This window comes from Streptosporangium minutum, from assembly GCF_002149035.1.
Lineage (GTDB): Bacteria > Actinomycetota > Actinomycetes > Streptosporangiales > Streptosporangiaceae > Streptosporangium > Streptosporangium minutum.
Genome location: NZ_NGFP01000100.1, coordinates 1 through 17,434, shown reverse-complemented (window position 1 = coordinate 17,434; position 17,434 = coordinate 1). Strand labels below are relative to the sequence as shown.

17 protein-coding genes are annotated in these 17,434 nt (G+C 71.1%); 3 read left to right on the top strand and 14 right to left on the bottom strand.

Going from position 1 to position 17,434, the window contains the following annotated elements; all coding sequences use genetic code 11:
* Positions 1-61: 61 nt before the first annotated feature.
* The 10 genes from CA984_RS21685 to CA984_RS21645 form a co-directional block, all read right to left on the bottom strand.
* Complete coding sequence (locus CA984_RS21685; RefSeq protein ID WP_086575216.1) at positions 62-1,192, bottom strand: glycosyltransferase family 4 protein; 1,131 nt, start codon at positions 1,190-1,192, stop codon at positions 62-64.
* Positions 1,185-2,834: a murein biosynthesis integral membrane protein MurJ gene (gene murJ / locus CA984_RS21680; protein ID WP_086575214.1), complete on the bottom strand. Its 1,650-nt coding sequence runs from the start codon at positions 2,832-2,834 to the stop codon at positions 1,185-1,187. The genes CA984_RS21685 and murJ overlap by 8 nt, the downstream gene beginning before the upstream one ends.
* Positions 2,834-3,697: a hypothetical protein gene (locus CA984_RS21675; protein WP_086575212.1), complete on the bottom strand. Its 864-nt coding sequence runs from the start codon at positions 3,695-3,697 to the stop codon at positions 2,834-2,836. The genes murJ and CA984_RS21675 overlap by 1 nt, the downstream gene beginning before the upstream one ends.
* 4 nt (positions 3,698-3,701) lie before the next feature.
* Entirely contained in the window at positions 3,702-4,667 is a 966-nt protein-coding gene (locus tag CA984_RS21670; RefSeq protein ID WP_086575210.1) for a copper transporter, read from the bottom strand.
* Entirely contained in the window at positions 4,664-5,875 is a 1,212-nt protein-coding gene (steA, locus tag CA984_RS21665; RefSeq protein ID WP_086575208.1) for a putative cytokinetic ring protein SteA, read from the bottom strand. Before steA ends, CA984_RS21670 begins: the two co-directional genes overlap by 4 nt.
* A 141-nt stretch (positions 5,876-6,016) precedes the next feature.
* Positions 6,017-7,729: a DNA repair protein RecN gene (gene recN, locus CA984_RS21660; protein ID WP_086575206.1), complete on the bottom strand. Its 1,713-nt coding sequence runs from the start codon at positions 7,727-7,729 to the stop codon at positions 6,017-6,019.
* Positions 7,730-7,819: 90 nt separating this feature from the next.
* Positions 7,820-8,725, bottom strand: coding sequence for an NAD kinase (locus CA984_RS21655; protein WP_086575204.1), 906 nt, complete (start codon positions 8,723-8,725; stop codon positions 7,820-7,822).
* 25 nt (positions 8,726-8,750) lie between these two features.
* Positions 8,751-9,569 carry a TlyA family RNA methyltransferase gene (locus CA984_RS21650; protein WP_086575202.1) on the bottom strand — a complete coding sequence of 273 codons (819 nt, stop codon included), beginning with the start codon at positions 9,567-9,569 and terminating at the stop codon, positions 8,751-8,753.
* Positions 9,566-9,739, bottom strand: a complete 174-nt coding sequence (locus CA984_RS46360; RefSeq protein ID WP_165781354.1) for a hypothetical protein — start codon at positions 9,737-9,739, stop codon at positions 9,566-9,568. Before CA984_RS46360 ends, CA984_RS21650 begins: the two co-directional genes overlap by 4 nt.
* A complete protein-coding gene (locus CA984_RS21645) occupies positions 9,736-10,293 on the bottom strand; it encodes a hypothetical protein (protein WP_133061739.1) in 558 nt (185 codons plus the stop codon). Before CA984_RS21645 ends, CA984_RS46360 begins: the two co-directional genes overlap by 4 nt.
* A 246-nt stretch (positions 10,294-10,539) precedes the next feature.
* On the opposite strand from CA984_RS21645, the gene CA984_RS21640 reads away from it, so the two are divergent.
* The gene (locus CA984_RS21640; RefSeq protein WP_086575198.1) at positions 10,540-10,887 is read left to right on the top strand and encodes an SCP2 sterol-binding domain-containing protein; all 348 of its coding nucleotides are present in this window, start codon (positions 10,540-10,542) and stop codon (positions 10,885-10,887) included.
* A gap of 309 nt (positions 10,888-11,196) precedes the next feature.
* On the opposite strand, the gene CA984_RS21635 is transcribed toward CA984_RS21640, so the two are convergent.
* Positions 11,197-12,207: an HAD-IIA family hydrolase gene (locus CA984_RS21635; RefSeq protein ID WP_086575196.1), complete on the bottom strand. Its 1,011-nt coding sequence runs from the start codon at positions 12,205-12,207 to the stop codon at positions 11,197-11,199.
* Between the two features lie 25 nt (positions 12,208-12,232).
* Positions 12,233-12,664, bottom strand: coding sequence for a tetratricopeptide repeat protein (locus tag CA984_RS21630; protein ID WP_086575193.1), 432 nt, complete (start codon positions 12,662-12,664; stop codon positions 12,233-12,235).
* Positions 12,665-12,774: 110 nt separating this feature from the next.
* On the opposite strand from CA984_RS21630, the gene CA984_RS21625 reads away from it, so the two are divergent.
* Complete coding sequence (locus CA984_RS21625; protein ID WP_086575190.1) at positions 12,775-14,094, top strand: DUF1015 family protein; 1,320 nt, start codon at positions 12,775-12,777, stop codon at positions 14,092-14,094.
* A 184-nt stretch (positions 14,095-14,278) separates the two neighbouring features.
* On the opposite strand, the gene CA984_RS21620 is transcribed toward CA984_RS21625, so the two are convergent.
* Positions 14,279-14,818: a single-stranded DNA-binding protein gene (locus CA984_RS21620; protein WP_086575188.1), complete on the bottom strand. Its 540-nt coding sequence runs from the start codon at positions 14,816-14,818 to the stop codon at positions 14,279-14,281.
* Between the two features lie 111 nt (positions 14,819-14,929).
* Here CA984_RS21620 and CA984_RS21615 point away from each other — a divergent pair, with 111 nt between their 5' ends.
* On the top strand, positions 14,930-15,856 hold the full coding sequence (locus CA984_RS21615) for an MBL fold metallo-hydrolase (protein ID WP_086575186.1): 927 nt from the start codon (positions 14,930-14,932) through the stop codon (positions 15,854-15,856).
* A gap of 51 nt (positions 15,857-15,907) precedes the next feature.
* Here CA984_RS21615 and CA984_RS21610 read toward each other — a convergent pair.
* The coding region (locus tag CA984_RS21610; RefSeq protein WP_242676085.1) for a hypothetical protein at positions 15,908-17,434 on the bottom strand (1,527 nt) is incomplete at its 5' end.

The following is a 17,434-nucleotide window of genomic DNA, read 5'->3' as shown; positions in this document are numbered from 1 at the left end:
GATACTCCCCCCCTAACCAAGCCAGTATAGGTGTGTGGCTTGGCAGCGCCTAATTCGGCGATCAGGCGCGGCCCGATGTCCCAGCCCGCGAGATGCCCGCGTACACCGCCGTCACAGCCTCCAGCGCCTCCTCCCGTCCGGGTAGCCCGGCGCCCCGCCGGGCGGCCGCCCCGGCCAGGGTCCGGACGAGCTCGTCGTCGGCCAGCACCCGCTCCACCGCCTCGCGCAGCGCGGCGACGTCGCCGTACGGCACCAGCAGCCCGCCCTCGCCCACCATCGGCGGGATGCCGCCCACCGCGGTGGCGATCACCGGTGTCCCCGCCCGCAGCGCCTCCTGCACGGTCAGCGGCTGCCCCTCCCACCGGCTGGGCACCAGCAGGGCCCTCGCGACCCCGAGCAGATCCCCGACGTCGCCCCGGTTGCCCAGCAGCCGCACCGGCAGGTTCTCCCGGTCGACGCGCCCCTGGAGCTCCTCACGCAACGGCCCCTCCCCCGCGACCAGGAACACCGCCCGCGGCGCGGATCCGGCGGGCGCCCGGCCGGGGCCGAAGGCGGCCGCGACGTCGAGCAGGGTCTCCAGGCCCTTCTGCTGGGCGAGCCTGGCGACGGTCAGGAAGACCGGCCGGTCTCCCGTGCCGAGCTCCTCGCGGACCTCCCGCGATCCGCGTCCGGAGGGGGGCAGCACCGGCGCCGGGACGACGGCGGCCTCGACGTGCCCGGCCCCCAGCCCGGCCATCCGCTCCCCCAGGTCGGGGGAGACCACCAGGATCCGATCGGCGCGGCGGGCGACGATCCGTTCAAGGACCCCGTAGACCGCACCGATCGCACCGCCCGCGGTGGCGGCGTTGTGCAGGGTCACCACCAGGCCGGTCCGGGTCCCGGTCAGCGCGAGAGCGGCCAGCGCCCCGGCCCTCAGCCCATGAGCGTGTACGGCGTGCGCCCCGCGCAGCGCCCTGAGCGCCCGAACCGCCCGCAGGTCGTTCAGCGGGCGGGGCCGGTCGGAGATCGGCACCGGCACGAACCGCGCCCCGAGCCGGCCGAACCCGAATGTCTCCTCGGTCTCCCGCGGCCCGGCCACGACCACCTGGTGGCCCCGCCCCACCAGGCCCTCCGCCAGCATGGCCACATGCCGGCCGACCCCGCCCGCGCTGGTCCCCAGCACGAACGCCAGCCGTGCACCCGCCTCAGTCATCGCCACGGTCCCCTCCTGGAGTGGGTACCCGCCTGAGCCGCTCCAGCAGCAGCCGGGTGTCCGGTCTGTCGATCACCGCGGCCACGGCCGCGAACGCCGCCGAACCGGCGACCGCCGCCACCGTCCCGACCACCACGCACATCCACCGTGACACCCCGCCGGAGACCGTGACCACGGCCAGACCGGCCCCGTAGGCGGCTGCCCCGCCGAGCACCGCGGCGGACAGGGCCCGCCAGGCCCCCTCCAGCGCGCCCGCGCCTGCGGCCCTGGACACCGCGAGCGCCAGCAGTCCCCCGCCGACGGTCATGCCGACGGTGCTGCCCAACGCCAGCTGCCCGACGACGTCGGGCGGACTGTGCGCGGCCCGGGCCAGCAGGATCTGCGCCACCAGCGCGACGGCCCATCCGGCCACCGAGGCGACCGCCGCCGACCGGCCCCGGCCGCAGGCGTACAGGACCCGCGCGAGATGGAACATCAGCGCGTATCCCACCAGACCCGGCGCGAACAGCGCGACGGCGCCGGCCATCTCCCCGGGATCGCCGCCCGGCGTGCCCTCCACGAACACCCGGGACACGGGCATGGCGACCGCCGCCATCACCCCGGCCGCCAGCCCCGTCACCAGCAGGATCGCCCGCGTGGTGGACGAGGCCAGGCCGTCGAAACCGGCCCGGTCCCCGTCGGCCGCGCGGGCCGACAGCACCGGGAACGAGCTCGTGGCGATCGGCACCACGAGCACCGCGAAAGGGAGCTGGTACAGCGCCCAGGAGTAGGTGTAGATCCCCGTCGCCCCCGCTCCGCCCAGGTCGTTGGCCAGGCGGACCACGACGATCAGCGCGACCTGCTGGGCGATGAGCACGGCGATGCCCGCGCCGGCGAGCTGCCGCGCGCGGGCGGCGACCCCCGGGGGGAAGGACAGCGAGGGCCGCAACCGCAGCTTGAGGCGGCCCACCGGACCGGCCACGGTGAGCACCATCGCCGCGGCGGCGATCGTCGCGCCGAGCGAGAGCGTCAGCTGCCCCGCCGTCGTGAGATCCGACAGGTCGGCGGCGGCCCCGTCGCCGACCGGCTCGAACACCAGGTAGGAGGCGACGATGAGCAGGCTGGAGACCAGCGGCGCCAGGGCGGGGCCCATGAACCGCCGGTGGGCCTGGAGCACGCCGTACAGGACCACCGCGACACCGAAGAAGATCATGCGCGGGGCGAACACGACGAGCATGTCCGTGCCGGCTCCGAGGACCTCGGTCAGATCGCACTCGCCGGGATTGCCGATCAGCAGCGTGACGATCGGCCCGGCGAACGCGGCGATGAGCAGGGTCAGCGGCACCAGCGCGAGCATCACCCAGGTGAGCAGGGCCGACGTGGTCCAGCTGACCTCCGCCCTGGCCTCGGGGTCGTCTCCCGCCCGGGAGGCCGCCGAGGCCAGCACCGGCACCACCGTCCCGGCCAGCGCACCGCCGGCCACCAGCTCGAAGACGATGTTGGGCACGTAGTTGGCGGTGTTGTAGGCGGTGCTCAGGCAGAGGTTGCCGACGGTCTGCGACTGGACGAGATAGCGGCCGAACCCGACGAGCCGGGCCGCGACGGTCACGATCCCGATGAGGAGTGCCGCCCCGGCGACCCCCTGCCCGATCTTTTTGATCATCAGTTGCCGGGTGCCTGCTCCACTGGACGGCGGCCGAGCAGGTCGATGCGGTTGAGCACGGGGTTGCCGGCGATGAACCTGGTGAAACTGACCTTCTCCGAGGCGGCGGTCAGCGCGACCACGGTGCCGAGGACGGCCAGGCGCCCGGGGCGGCCGAGAGCGACGGAGGCGGCCAGGCCGAGCAGCGCCCCCAGCGCGTTCGCTCCCGCGTCACCCAGCATCGCCCGCTCTCCCAGGTCCTCGGGCAGGAGCGCGACGGCGGCGCCGATCGGCAGGGCGGCCAGGGTGGCCGGGACCGGGGCGTCGCGCCAGAGGCCGGCGGCGAGCAGGGGCGCGCCGGTGAGCAGGCCGACCTTGATGGCGCGGCCCGGGCGCAGGTCGAAGAGGTTGGCCAGGTTGGCGCCGCCGGCGACCAGCGCGCCGTTGACGGCGGTGTCGACGGGGCCCCGGGAGGTCAGGGCGGCCGCGGCCAGGCCCGTCACGCCGATGCCCAGGATCTTCACGGCGCCGCTGGTGACCTCGCCCTTGGCCAGGGCGCTCAGGTGGCCCTTGAACCCTTTGGAGGACGTCGCGCCGTACAGGTCGTCGTAGGCGCCGAGAGCACCGCTGCCGGCCACGGCCGTCAGGACGGCCGCACGGACCCTGACGGGCAGGCCGGGCAGCACGGCCGCGGCCGCACCGGCGCCCGCGACGAAGGCCGGCCCCTCCAGCAGGGTGATCGGCTCGCCCCGGTGATTGGTCCGGTCCCAGGTCTCCGCGTCGCCGATCGGCGGCCTGCGGGTGAAGGCGGCGTAGGCGGCGCGGGCGGCCGCCGCGCCGAGAAAGGCGCCGGCCAGAGCGCCGAGAAAAGCACGACGGGCCATCGGGTCATCCTCCGGAGGTGGCCGTGGGGGTGGGGGGCGCACTGGGCTCGATGCCCGAGACGCCGGGGCCGATGCCGTAGTGCCCGGCAACCCCGGACAATTGCTCCCGCAGAGCGTAGACCACCACGACTCGGCCCGCGGGCATATCGAGGTTGTCGACGCTGGAGACCTTCTCCGCGACGGCGGTGTCCTCGCGCAGCGCGGCGATGGCGCCCCCGGCCGCAGTGCCGGTCAGAGCGCCGGTCAGCACCGCGCCCCGGCCGCCCTCGTCCAGACCGAGGGCCATCGACACGATCGCGCCCGCCTGCTGGGCGGCGTTGTCGCCGGTGTAGGGCTCCGGAGGGGCGATCAGCACGGCCAGGTCCGCGCGCTTGGCGGGCTGGTCGGTGACGGTGAGCAGGCCGCCGCGCTGGAAGGCTTCCAGGATCCCGGTCGCGGTGGGATTCACCTTGCCCATCTGGGCGGGGTCACTGGTCACGATCGCGCTGGCGAGCAGCACGGCCGCCTTGTCATAGGTCGTCCCCTCGACGGGGAGGGTCATGTCCACGGGCTTGGCCTCGGTGACCAGCGCGTCGATGGAGGTCGAGCCGCTGGGGTCGATGTATCGGTCGGTGAGGGTGATCCTGCCGGTCACGGTCGCCCCCGACGCGGCGATCACCTGCTGCGCCGCCTCACGCGCGCCCGCCGTCACCCCGGGGGCCTCCACGATCACCACGCGCTCGGAGGCGAGGGCGTCCTGGACGAGCCGGGGAGTGCTGGAGGTGACGAGGGCGTCGTTGCCCGCCTCGCGGCTCTGCAGGGCGTCGACCTGTTCGCGGAGCTCGTCGTTGCCCACGCGGAGCTGGTTGGCGAGGCTCTCGGTCGCCTTGATGACGGGATCCTCCAGGAAGCTGGTGCCCAGCACGATGCCGACCGACAGCGCGAGGAAGATCGCGACGATGGAGACGAGGTGATAACGGAAATCGATCACGAGAAGAGTCCGACCAGCCAGAAGATGAAGCCGTTCCAGCCGTCGCGGACGCTGTCGAGCCAGATCTTGCCCACCGGGGAGACGATGATCGCCACCCCCATGGTGATCAGCGTGGTGGCGACGAGCAGGAGCAGGGACGGGGTGGAGATCCGGCTGCGGTAGAGCCGGCTGACGCCCTTCGCGTCGACGAGCTTGCTGCCCACCCGGAGCCGGGTGAGGAAGGTGCTGGCCATGCCCGAACGGCCCTTGTCGAGGAACTCCACCAGGGTCGCGTGGGTGCCGACGGCGACGATCAGGTCGGCCCCCTTGTCGTCGGCGAGCAGCATCGCGATGTCCTCGCTGGTGCCGATCGCCGGGAAGATCACGGCATCTCGGCCGAGCTGCTGGACGCGCTCCAGGCCCGGCGCCCTGCCGTCCCGGTAGGCGTGCACGACCAGCTCGGCGCCGGAGGTGAGGGCCTTGGTGGAGACCGAGTCGAAGTCGCCCACGATGATGTCGGGCACGTAACCGGCCTCGATGAGCGCGTCGGCCCCGCCGTCCACCCCGATCATGATCGGGCGGTATTCGCGGATGTAGGGCCGGAGTGCGGCGATGTCCTCCTTGTAGTGGTAACCGCGCACCACGATGAGGACGTGCCGTCCCTCCATGACGGTCCGGATGTCGGGCACGCCGACCCCGTCGATCAGGAGGTCGCGCTCGCGCCGGACGTATTCCATGGTGTTCGCCGCGAAGGCCTCGATCTGGACGGTCAGCCCGGCCCGCGCCTCGACCATCGCGGCCTCGACGGCCTCGGGCGTCTGCACCTCGCCCTTGCCGACCAGCTCCTCCTCGAGGTAGACGGCTCCCTCGTGCACCCGGACCAGATCGCCGTCCTTGACCCGCTCGAACAGCTCGGGGCTGGCGTTGTCGACGAACGGCACCCCGGCCTCGACGATGATCTGCGGGCCCAGGTTGGGGTAGCGGCCGCTGATGCCCGCGGCCACGTTGACCACGCCCGCCGCGCCGCACGCGACAAGCGCCTCCGCGCTCACCCGGTCAACGTCAACGTGATCGATAATCGCGATTTCCCCGGGCCGGAGGCGTTTGGTCAGCCCCTTGGTCCGCCGATCGATTCTCGCCACTGCCGTCACCCCGGGAAGGTCCGTGACCTTCCTGCGGCGGAGGTAACCGGTGAGCCTGCTCTGAAGCTCGTCAATCGGCACCTTCATCACGACCATCCTGCCAGAGCGAATGACCAGGAAAGCCAAACCCACGGCAGCATGCCAGATTCGTCACGGAAGATCCCCACGAGTCTCTGCTCCCCCGAGCATCCGAAAACAGTCCTTCTCTTACGCCTTATCTGCGGCCTCTTACGCCTTATCTGCGGCGGCGATCGAGAGGAGCTCCTCCGCGTGCGCGCGGCCCAGCTCGGAGTCCTCCAGCCCCGCGAGCATACGGGACAGCTCCCGTGCCCGGCCGTCCTTGTCGAGCGCGACCACCCCGCTGCGCACCACGCTGCCGTCGCCGGCCTTCTCCACGACCAGATGCTGGTCGGCGAAGGCGGCCACCTGGGGCAGATGAGTGACGACTATCACCTGGGCGGTGCGGGCCAGACGCGCCAGACGCCGGCCGATCTCCACCGCCGCCTTGCCGCCCACGCCCGCGTCGACCTCGTCGAACACGAACGTCGGCACCGGGTCGGCGCCGGCGAACACGACCTCGATGGCGAGCATCACCCGGCTGAGCTCACCGCCGGAGGCGCCCTTGTTCAGGGGCAGCGGCGGCGAGGCCGGGTGCGGGGACATGCGCAGCTCGACCTCGTCGACGCCGTGCGGGCCGAAGTCGGCCGCGGCCGTCATGCCGACCACCACCCGGGCGTGCGGCATGGCCAGCGCGGTGAGCTCCTCGGTGACGGCCTGGCCGAACCGCTCGGCGGCGGCGGCCCGGATCCTGGTCAGTTCGGCGGCCAGCTCGGTGAGGCGGCCGGTCAGCTCCTCGTGCTCCCGGGTGAGGTCGCCGATCCGCTCGTCGTCGCCTTCGAGCTCGGTGACGCGCTGCGCCGCCTGGGCGGCCCAGGCGAGCACCACGCCGGTGTCCTCGCCGTACTTGCGGACGAGATGGGCGAGCACGGCCTGGCGCTCCTGCACGACCGCGAGCCGGACCGGGTCGGCCTCGACCGACTCGGCGTAGGCTGCCAGCTCGGTGGCGACATCGGAGATGAGGTAGCCCGCCTCGGCGAGCCGGTCGGCGAGCCCGGCCAGCACCGGATCGAACTCCCGCACCGCCTCGACGGCCGTGCGGGCCTGGCCGACCAGCGTGATGGCGTCCTGCATGACCTGCTCACCGGACATGGGATCGCCCAGCAGCGCCCGGTGCGCCGTCTCCGCCGCGTTCCGGAGGGAGTCGGCGTGGGAGAGCCGGTCCACCTCCTCGCGGAGCTCGACGTCCTCGCCCGGCTTGGGATCGGCCTTCTCGACCTCGTCGAGCCCGAACTTGAGCAGGTCGGCCTCCTGGGCGCGCTCCCGCGCCCGGGCGGTCAGCTCGGTCAGCTGGTCGGCGACCTGCTTGTGCCGTTTGTAGGCGTGCTCGTAGGCGCGCAGCGGCTTGACCAGGTCCTCACCCGCGTAGCGGTCGAGGGCGGCCCGCTGGCGGCCGGGCTGGAGCAGCCGCTGCTGGTCCATCTGGCCGTGCACAGCCACCAGATCCTCGGCGAGATAGGTGAGCGTGCCCACGGGGACCGTGCGGCCGCCCAGCCAGGCACGGCTACGGCCCTCCGCGGAGACGGTCCGCGAGATGATCAGCTCCCCGTCCTCGATCTCACCGCCCACGTCCTGCACCTGCTGGGCCACCCGCCCCGCCGGGTCGACCACGAGCGTGCCCTCGACGGTGGCCTTGTCCGAACCCGGACGGACCCGGGCGGGATCGGCCCTGCCGCCGAACAGCAGCCCCAGACCGGTCACCACCATGGTCTTTCCCGCACCGGTCTCGCCCGTGAGCACGGTGAATCCCGGCGACAGCACCAGGACGGCCTCGTCGATCACGCCGAGCCCTTGGATGCGGACCTCCTCGACCCTGGGTCGCACTGGTCCCTCCCGTCACATCGAATTCACCGAACATCAGTGCGGTGCGCGGGCACGATCCTACGCGCTTGGGACAGGAATCGCCCGGACGCGCTACGACCGCACCCGGCCACGCCACCCCTGTACAGGAAGATCGAATTTGGCGACCAGCCTGTCGGTGAAAGGCGCCCCGGTGTCCTCCAGGCCGTGCAGCCGCGCCAGCCGTACCGGCACCTCGCCACGGCGGACCTCGACCCGCGTTCCGGCGGGCAGATCGAACCGGCGGCGGCCGTCGCACCACAGCACCGCCCCGGCCGTCTCCGGCTGAACCTCCAACGCCAGCGTGGAGCGGGGGGAGATCACCAGCGGCCGGGAGAACAGTGCGTGGGCGCTGATCGGCACCAGCAGCAGCGCCTCCACCTCCGGCCAGACCACCGGCCCGCCGGCCGAGAAGGCATAGGCGGTGGAACCGGTCGGGGTGGCGCAGATGACCCCGTCACACCCCCAGCGTGACAGCGGCCGCCCGTCGATCTCCGCGACCGCCTCGAGCATCCGGTCGCTCTTCTCCACGGTGGCCTCGTTGAGCGCCCAGGTGTCGGCCAGCAACTGGCCGTTGAGGCGGGCGGTGACCTCGATGGTCATCCGCTCCTCCACGTCGTAGCGGCCCTGGACCACGCAGTCCACCGTGACCGCCAGGTCCTCCACCTCAGCCTCGGCCAGGAAGCCGACGTGCCCGAGGTTGACGCCCAGCAGGGGCACGCCGGCCGGACGCGCGAGCTCGGCGGCCCGCAGGAGGCTGCCGTCACCGCCGAGCACGATCATCATCTCGGCGTCCTGGACCGCGGCGGCGCTCGCGGGCACCACGTCGGCGCCCGCGCAGGCGATCGCCTCGGCCTCGGCGTTGAGAACACGCACGGTCAGCCCCGCCTCCACCAGGCGGCCGATCACCGTCCGAGCGGTGTCGACAGCCGCTTCCCGCCCGGTGTGGGCGGTGACCAGCACGGTGCGCTTGGTAGTCATGTTCCACTCTTTCGGGGGATAGCCACTACTGGGGGCCTTCTGCCACCGCGCGTTCGATCTCGGCGCCGATGTCCGGCACCGGGGGCGCGCCTTCTCCCTTGCCGAGCCAGATGACGTACTCCACGTTTCCCGACGGGCCCGGCAGCGGGCTCGCGGTGACGCCCCGCACGGTGAGGCCGAGCGCCTGCGCGGCTCCGGCGACATCACGCACGGCCTGCGCCCGCAGGACGGGGTCGCGCACAACCCCACCGGCGCCGACCCGCTCCTTGCCGACCTCGAACTGCGGCTTGACCAGCATCGCGAAGTCGGCCCGCCCGGCGGCGCACAACGTCAGGGCGGGCAGTACCAGGCGCAGCGAGATGAAGGACAGGTCGCCGACGATCAGCGTGGGAGGCTCGCCCACCATGTCGGGTGTCAGGTCCCTGACGTTGACCCGCTCCATGACCGTGACCCGTCCGTCGGTCCGCAGCGACCAGGCGAGCTGGCCGTACCCGACGTCGACGGCGAGCACGTGTGCCGCGTCGTTGCGCAACAGCACGTCGGTGAAGCCTCCCGTCGAGGCCCCCGCGTCTAGGCAGCGCCGTCCCGCGACGGTCAGGCCCCGAGGGCCGAAGGCCTCCAGGGCGCCGACGAGTTTGTGCGCCCCCCGCGAGACGTAGTCGGGGCCCTCTGCGGCCTCGGTGACCACGATGGCGGAGGCGGTGTCCACCTGGGTCGCGGGCTTGGCCGCCAACTGGCCGCCGACGCTGACCCGGCCCGCCTCGATGAGCTGGGCCGCCTGCTCCCGGGACCGGGCCAGCCTCCGGCGCACGAGCTCGCTGTCGAGGCGCGTCCGCCGGCTCACCGCTGCCGGTCCGGGGTGCCGTCCACCGTGGCGAGTGCCTGCTCGAGCCCGGTGAACACCTCCTCGAACACGCTCACGTGCGCCGAGACGGGCATCGCGCCGAGCCGGGCGAGCCCGCCCAGCGCGGTGTCGACCCGCTCCTCGCCGGTCTCTTCCGGCAGGTCCGTCATGCGCCCCCTCCGGAGGTGCTCTTCGCCGACTTGGTGGTCGTCCGGGCGCGCGGCGCGCGAGCCGCCTTGCCCGTGGACGCCTTGACCGTATCGGAAGCGGCGGCGCCCGTCGCCTTGGCACCCTTACCCGTGCCCTCGCCCCTGCCCTTGCCCGTGCCCGCCTTCCCCGCCTTCCCCGCCTTCGCGGCCCGCTCGGCGGGCCGGCCGGAAGCATTGCCCTCAGCCGTCGTACGGCTCCGCCCGGCGGGCCTGTCAGGAGAACCGGCCTCGGCCGTCGTACGGCTCCGCCCGGCGGCCCTGTCGGAAGCGCCGCCCTCGGCCGTCGTACGGCTCCGCTCGGCCGAGATCTTCCTGAGCACCTCCTCTGCGGAGGCGACTCTGGCCTCCAGCTCCCCCACCCGGGCCCGCAGCCGGTCGACGTCCTCATCGCGAGCCAGGTCGAGCGCACCGAGAAGCCGGTTCACGTCCAACCTGACGAGCTCGTCGAGCTGCTCCCGATTGGTCTTGCCCATCGCGACGAGCTCCTTGGCCATCTTGTCGACCTGGCCGGACATCTGGGACAGACCAGTCTCTCCTGAGGAGAGCAGTTCGCGAACTACCGCACGGGCTCTGTTCGTTGTCATCTCCGTGAGACCCGTAGCCGCCTGCACATATCCCCGCAGCGCTTCGAACGCCATGACAGGAGACTCCTTCCTCCGGCGCATCCCCGCGTGCCGGATCGCACGTTGTACTCATGTGGAACGCTACCGTCCGTAGGTTCAAGGATTCGGGCCGGTTCGAACAGAAAGGAGCGCCACGCGATGGCGACCGTCGACGAGTGCCGGGTGGCACTGCGCAAACTCGGTGAGCAGTTCGACGAGGTTGACCAGGAGAGTCGTAGCAGACATGTGGTCGAGCGCAGCATCAGCTGCCACATCCGCGACCTCGACGTCACCTTCTACGGCCGCATCCACCACGGCGGGCTCGGCCCCTTCGGCGACTCACCTCCCGCCGACGGCAGACCCGCCGAGGTGAAGCTGACCATCGGCAGCGACGACCTGGTCTCCCTGGTCAACGGCGAACTCGACATGGGACGCGCCGTGTTCAGCGGCCGGGTCAAGATCGACGCCAGCTTCGGCGACCTTCTCCGCCTCCGCAAGCTCCTCTGAACGAGCTGCTCCGGACGGTCCGGCTCCCGAAAGTGAGGGGAGAGCACGCCGGCGTCCCCGGCCAGGGGGGCATGTCCCCTGTCCCGGGGCGTGCCCCCTCAGGGAACGTGTGGGCGGTCTGCGACCGCCCCGGCGACACGCCACCGCCAGGACACCCCGCCCGACAAACCCACGGCCCCCGGAAGAGAACACAGGGACGGTCTGCCCCTCCCCCACGACACGCCGCCGCCAGAGCAGCCGCCCCGCCGAGAGGACCCATCGCCCTCAGGGGTTCCGCTGGCTGCCCTCAGAGGGTGCTGCCGGAAAGATTCAGGAGGTTCCGCCGGAAAGGGAGGAGTCGAGGACGGCCTTCACCGCGTCCTCGTCCGCCTGCTTCTCCCCGGCCGCCTCCCACGTCGCGGCGGCGGCCGCACGGAGCCCGTCGAGCGGGTCCCCGCGCCCTTCGAGGTGGAGACGGCCCTCCTCCCACCGTGCCGTCCATCCCTCACAGGCCCATCCGTTCCCGTCCCGCCGCACCCGGGGGTAGGGCTTGTGCAGGGCCGACAGGTCAGCGGCGACGTAAGTGGGCCGATGCCGGGGACCGGCGGTCAGCAGGTCGAGAGGGCTCGCCACGCCGGTCAGCACCAGCAGGCTGTCCACTCCCGCGTTGGTCGCCCCCTCGATGTCGGTGTCGAGCCGGTCGCCGACCACCAGCGGCCGTCGCGACCCGGTCCGCAGCATCGACTCGCGGTGCAGCGGCGGCTCGGGCTTCCCCGCGACGATCGGCTCCACCCCGGTCGCCGTGGCGATCACCCGTGTCATCGCGCCGTTTCCCGGCAGCTCGCCCCGGCTGGTCGGCATGGTCGAGTCGGCGTTGGCGGCCACGAACAACGCTCCTTGCCGCACGGCCAGCGTGCCCTCCGACAGCAGGCCGTAGGACAGGCCCGGCGCGATGCCCTGCACCACCGCGACCGCGCCCTCCATGGCGGTGCTGACCGGACGCAGGCCGTGTGCGCGCAGGGCGCTGCGCAGCCCCATCCCTCCGACCGCCAGCACCGCCGCGCCGGGGAGGACCCGCTCGGCTACCAGTCGCGCGGCGGCCTGGGCCGAGGTGACGACGTCTTCCGGGGTCGCCGGGGCTCCGAGCGCGCTCAGATGTTCGGCGATCGCACCCGGAGTGCGCGAGGCGTTGTTGGTGACATAAGCGAGCCGCACACCACGTCCCGCCGCCTCGCGCAACGACTCGGGAGCCCCCGGCACGGCATCGCGCCCGAGATACACCACCCCATCGAGATCAAGGAGAAGGGTGTCATACGGGTCGATCAGCGTCTGTATGTCCACGCCTCCATTCCATCACCCACGAGGATCAGCTCCGGCGGGCACGTAACGTGGCACGGACGCTTTTCAGCGCCGTCACGTAGTGCCGCTGGTCAGGACGCATGGCCGCGGCGATGGCCAGCGGCTCCTGGGCTGCTTCCATGTCTCCGGTGCGCCACAGGGCGAGACCGAGACCGAAATAGGCGTAATCCTCGGCCGGATTGGCATCGACGATCCAGCGGAAACTGTCAACCGCGTCGGCGTACTGCCGGGAGTTGAACTGGGCGCGGGCGAGCGCCTCTCGAATACTCCGTGATTCCGGCTCGGCGTCGGCGGCACGCTCCAGCAGCGCGACAGCCGCCGCCGGGCTCCCCTCAGCCAGGAGCTTCATCCCTCGTTGGAACCAGTCATAGACGTCCCCGGCCGGAGCGCCCGTCTCGGGGCTGGGGGAATCAGACGGACCGCTACGTCCTTGGACCATACGTGAGGCCTCCTTCATCGACAGACGACAGATCTGACCGATTTCCTGACGGCCCGGGCACCACCGCGCCATCGGAGCGGTCCCTGGACGTTTCAGGCCTTTATGGCAGCATGCCCCCTATGGCGAATCCTGAACTGCCGGTACCCGACGGGCTGGTGCTACGCCCGTTCCGCGGCGTGAGGTTCACGGTCGACGATCTGGCAAAGGTGACCTCTCCGCCCTATGACCTGGTGGAAGAAGCCGACGTGCGAAACTTGCTCGACTCACACCCCAACAATGTGGTGCGGCTGATCCTTCCCGGCGCCGACCGCCACCGGTACGTCGAGGCTCGGGAGACCCTGCAGGCGTGGCTCTCCTCCGGTGTGCTGGCACCCGACGAAACACCCGCGGTGTACGTCTACGAGCAGACCGGCCCGGGAATCCTGCAGCGAGGGCTCATCGGCGACGTGGGCCTGGCGGGTCCGGAGCAGCACGTCATCCTGCCGCACGAGGACGTCATGCCCGGACCGGTCGCCGACCGGCTGGCCCTCATGCGCACGACCGAGGCCAACCTGGAGCCCATCTTCCTGCTCTACGAGGGCGACGGCGGCGCCGCCACACTCCTCGTCGACCGGATCGCCCTCTCCCAGCCGCCACTGGTCGAGGCGGAGACCCGTGACGGGGTCAGGCACCGTCTGTGGGCCGTCACCGATCCTCAGCAGCTCGCCTCCCTCAACGCCGACCTCCGTACCCGTCAGGCCCTCATCGCCGACGGTCACCACCGCTACGCCACCTACCTCGCACTCCAGCACGAGCACCACACCCTGCGGCGCGAACACCGGGACGCGGCCGGGGCTACCGCTCCCGAAGGCCCCGTGAACCCGGGTCCCTGGGACTTCGGCCTGGCGCTCCTGGTGGACTCCACCTCCTATCCACCGGATCTGAAGGCCATCCACCGGGTCATCGCGGAACTGCCTCTGGAGGAGGCACTGGCCAAGGCCAAGGGTGCCTGGCAGGTGCACGAGCACGCAGGCCTCGCCGAAGGGCTGGCCGCGTTGAAGGACGCCACCGGCCCGGCCTACCTGCTGTCCGCCGGAGGCCCGGCGCATCTCCTCACCGACCCGGACCCCGTTCAGGTCGAACACGCCATGCCCGCCCACCGGTCCGCCCGCTGGCGCTCGCTGAACACCTCCGTTCTCTCTGAATTCCTGCTGCCGAAGGTCTGGGGAATGAACGACGACGAGCGTTCGGTGCGCATCGTGCACCACGACCCGGAGACGGCGGTACGGCTGGCGCAGGAGTCCGGGGGGACGGCGGTGCTGCTGAATCCGTTGACGGTCGACGATGTGCTGGCGGTCGCGGCTCAGAAGGAGCGAGTGCCCCGTAAGTCCACCTCGTTCGGCCCCAAGCCCCGTACCGGACTGGTCCTGCGAACATTCGCCCTTGACTGATCCGCGACTCTGGCCGGGCTGTCGCGCGACAAGCGGTTACGGGACGGACGGCTGCCTGTCCCCGGCCGAGCTGTCGCAAGACAAACGGTCACCCGGCACCGTCCGAACGCCTGTAAGACGGACGGTCACCCAGTGCCATCCGAACGGTCGCGAGACAGGCGGTCACCCGGTCCCGGCTGAGCGGTCACCTCAGAGATGGCATCTCCACACGTCGCAGCACGGACGCCGGCGTATTCGCCTCGGCGGCATGAGACGGCTCTGGCTCGACGGCCGTGAGCGCTCGTCTCTCCTCTGCCACGACGGTCCCGGTCTCTACCGGACCGGTCTCGGCGTGTGTAAGCGACCTCACCGGCCGGGGTGGGGCGGGGATCGGAGCCGGAGGCTCCTCCTCACCGGTCAGGACCGTGGTGATCCGGCGTTCGAGACGTCTCGCCGAGCGTACTTCGACCTCGTAGCCGGACGATTTGGATCCCTCACTCCCCCACCATCGGCGGCGCAGGGAGCCCACCACCTCGACCATGTCGTCAGGCAGCCATTCGGCCACGACCACGGTGACCTCGGGCTCGAACGATACGCACGGAATGGTGTCGACGCGGGTCCCGCGGCCGCGCTGCTGCCGTCGGACGATCACCCTCCAACTGCCGAGGGTGCTTCCGCTCTGCAGCGACCTGATCCGCACCGCCTCGGGCAGACGGCCCACCAGGACGACCTCATTGCGATCCATCGAATCCTCCTCAGATCTCCGCCGATCGAGGATGACTCTTTACGATGTGAGCTATGCCAGGATGGCCCGAACGCCGTTCTGGGGACGCTGGTTCCAGTTCTGAGGTGGCCTGTGGACAACATCACCGCCCTCGGCGGCGACGTCTATGAGATCGACACGAGAATGGCCGGGTACTCCGGCATCACAGCGGGATATCTGATCCTTGGAGACCGTCCCTGCCTGGTGGAGACGGGCACCTCCACCTCCGCCCCGGTGGTGCGTGACGCCCTGACCTCCTTGGGTGTCGGTCCGGGCGATCTCTCCACTGTCGTCGTCACACATATCCATCTGGACCATGCGGGCGGCGTCGGCGACATCGCCGGGTTCTATCCGGAAGCGGAGATCGTGGTCCATGAGAAGGGAGCGCGGCATCTCGCCGATCCGTCCCGGCTGATGGCCAGCGCCCGGATGGTCTGGGGGGACAAACTGGACACCCTGTTCGGTGAACTGTCCCCCACGGAGTCCTCACGGATCCGCGCGCTGGGAGACACCGGAGCCATCGACCTCGGCAACGGGCGCACGCTGAACAGTCACTACTCTCCCGGCCACGCCAAGCACCACGTAGGACTGATCGACTCGGGCACCGGCGACCTCTACGTCGGAGACGCCGCCGGGGTATACCTCCCGCAGACAGGCGACCTGCGCCCGGCCACACCACCGCCGGACTTCGACCTGCAGACCGCACTGGACTCGATCGGACTGTTCCAGGCGCTCGGCCCGCAGCGGCTGCTGTTCAGCCACTACGGGCCGGTCACCGACGTGCAGGAAACCCTGGGACGCTCGGCGGAGGAGCTTCGTGTCTGGGTCGACCTGACCCGCCAGGCCCACTCAGAAGGCATGGACCTGGACCACGCGGTGGCCATGGTCAAGGAGCGGACGCAGGAACGCTACGCGGCGCTGAGGGCCGACGACGCGACCGCCGAGCAGTTCGAACTCCTCAGCGGCGCTCCGTCCAACGTGGCCGGAATCCTTCACTGGCTGAACCGGGTGCAGCCGTAGGAGACCTTCCGTCTCGGGTGAACGGACTGGTCCACCCGAGACGGAACGGAGTCACTTCTTCTTCTCGGCCTTGTCCTCGTCTTCGTCTTCGCCGTCGACATCCGCAGGGTCGTCGAGAATGTCCCCGAAGTCAGGCTCGATGAAGGCCGGCCCGACGCCGGTCTCGACCTTCTCGCCGGGCTTGTCCTGGGCCTTCTCCTCAACGGCGGGAGCCTTGTCTTCACGAAGCTCGTCGATGAGGGGCTCATCGTCGTCGAGCTCGTCCTCGGCCTCGATCTCCGCGTCGAGAGTGGCGACATCGTCGATCTTGATGTCCGCCTCGTCCTCGTCGTCGAGGTCATCGTCTTCAGGCTCGTCGTCGAAGTCGTCGTCTTCGGACTCGGCGTCGGTCTCTACGTCTTCAAGCTCGTCGTCGAGCTCGTTGTCGACGTCCTCGTCGTCCTCGTCCTCGTCCTCGTCCTCTTCGAGATCCTCGATGACGGCACCGGTCAGCTCCGCGTAGCGCTCGGCCGCGTCGGTCTCCCCGTCCTCGTCGAAGGCCATGGCCCGGCCGAACCATTCGGTGGCGGGCTCCTCATGACCGGCGTCAGCCAGAGCATCGGCGTAGGCGAAGGCGAGACGTGCCGACCAGGGCTGCGGACGGGTGTCACGCAGCTCCGGCAGACGCTGCAGAGTGATGACAGCGGCGTCTTTCTGGTCAAGGTCCCGGCGGGCGCCGGACTCCACGATAGCGAGCTCGATCTTGCCCATCCGGTCGAGACGCTCGGCCTCCTTGGAACGGACCAGATCGAGGGCACGCTCAGGACGGCCGAGACCGCGCTCGCAGTCCGCCATGATCGGCAGGAACGAGTCGGAGCCCGTCATACGACGCGCCGCGCGCAGATCGCTCAGCGCCTCGGCGAAGTGCCCTGCGTGGTAGGCGGCGATGCCGACGGCCTCGCGGATCACACCGATCCGGGCTGCGAAACGACGGGCGACCTTGGTGTGCTCATAGGCCTGTTCCGCGTCGCCCTCACCGAGGGCACGCTCGGCTGCCACGAGATGGCGGGAGATCAGATCGGCAAGGTCGAGCGGGAGAGAACGCAGTTCCTCCCTGACCTCCTTGTCGAGTTCCTCGGCCGTGATGTCCGGAGCGAGAGGGGGCAGTTCCTCACGTTCCCGGCTCGGAGCCTCGTCACGGCCGGCAGGCCGGTCGTCTCGGCCATAACGGGCACGGGAGCCTTCGCCTTCACCGCGGAATCCGCCTTCGCGAGCACCGAAAGGCCGCCCACCACGGTCATCGCGGTTGAACGGAGGACGCCCGCCACGGTCATCGCGGTTGAAGGGGGGCCGCTGGCCGCCCTCACGCGAGCCGTACTGACTACGCGCCTGGTCACGATCACCGTAGGAACGRCGCTCACCACCGCCCGGACGGTCATCACGATTGAACGGAGGACGCCCACCACGATCGTCACGATTGAACGGGGGCCGCCCGCCACGGTCATCGCGGTTGAAGGGGGGCCGCTGGCCGCCCTCACGCGAGCCGTACTGGCTACGCGCCTGGTCACGATCACCGTAGGAACGACGCTCACCGCCACC

Bases quoted from the DNA above. Each gene is read 5' to 3' on its own strand.
- CA984_RS21685 (WP_086575216.1), bottom strand. From the start codon at position 1,192: ATGACTGAGGCGGGTGCACGGCTGGCGTTCGTGCTGGGGACCAGCGCG.
- murJ (WP_086575214.1), bottom strand. From the start codon at position 2,834: ATGATCAAAAAGATCGGGCAGGGGGTCGCCGGGGCGGCACTCCTCATC.
- CA984_RS21675 (WP_086575212.1), bottom strand. From the start codon at position 3,697: ATGGCCCGTCGTGCTTTTCTCGGCGCTCTGGCCGGCGCCTTTCTCGGC.
- steA (WP_086575208.1), bottom strand. From the start codon at position 5,875: ATGAAGGTGCCGATTGACGAGCTTCAGAGCAGGCTCACCGGTTACCTC.
- CA984_RS21655 (WP_086575204.1), bottom strand. From the start codon at position 8,725: ATGACTACCAAGCGCACCGTGCTGGTCACCGCCCACACCGGGCGGGAA.
- CA984_RS46360 (WP_165781354.1), bottom strand. From the start codon at position 9,739: ATGACGGACCTGCCGGAAGAGACCGGCGAGGAGCGGGTCGACACCGCG.
- CA984_RS21645 (WP_133061739.1), bottom strand. From the start codon at position 10,293: ATGTCCGGCCAGGTCGACAAGATGGCCAAGGAGCTCGTCGCGATGGGC.
- CA984_RS21640 (WP_086575198.1), top strand. From the start codon at position 10,540: ATGGCGACCGTCGACGAGTGCCGGGTGGCACTGCGCAAACTCGGTGAG.
- CA984_RS21630 (WP_086575193.1), bottom strand. From the start codon at position 12,664: ATGGTCCAAGGACGTAGCGGTCCGTCTGATTCCCCCAGCCCCGAGACG.
- CA984_RS21625 (WP_086575190.1), top strand. From the start codon at position 12,775: ATGCCCCCTATGGCGAATCCTGAACTGCCGGTACCCGACGGGCTGGTG.
- CA984_RS21620 (WP_086575188.1), bottom strand. From the start codon at position 14,818: ATGGATCGCAATGAGGTCGTCCTGGTGGGCCGTCTGCCCGAGGCGGTG.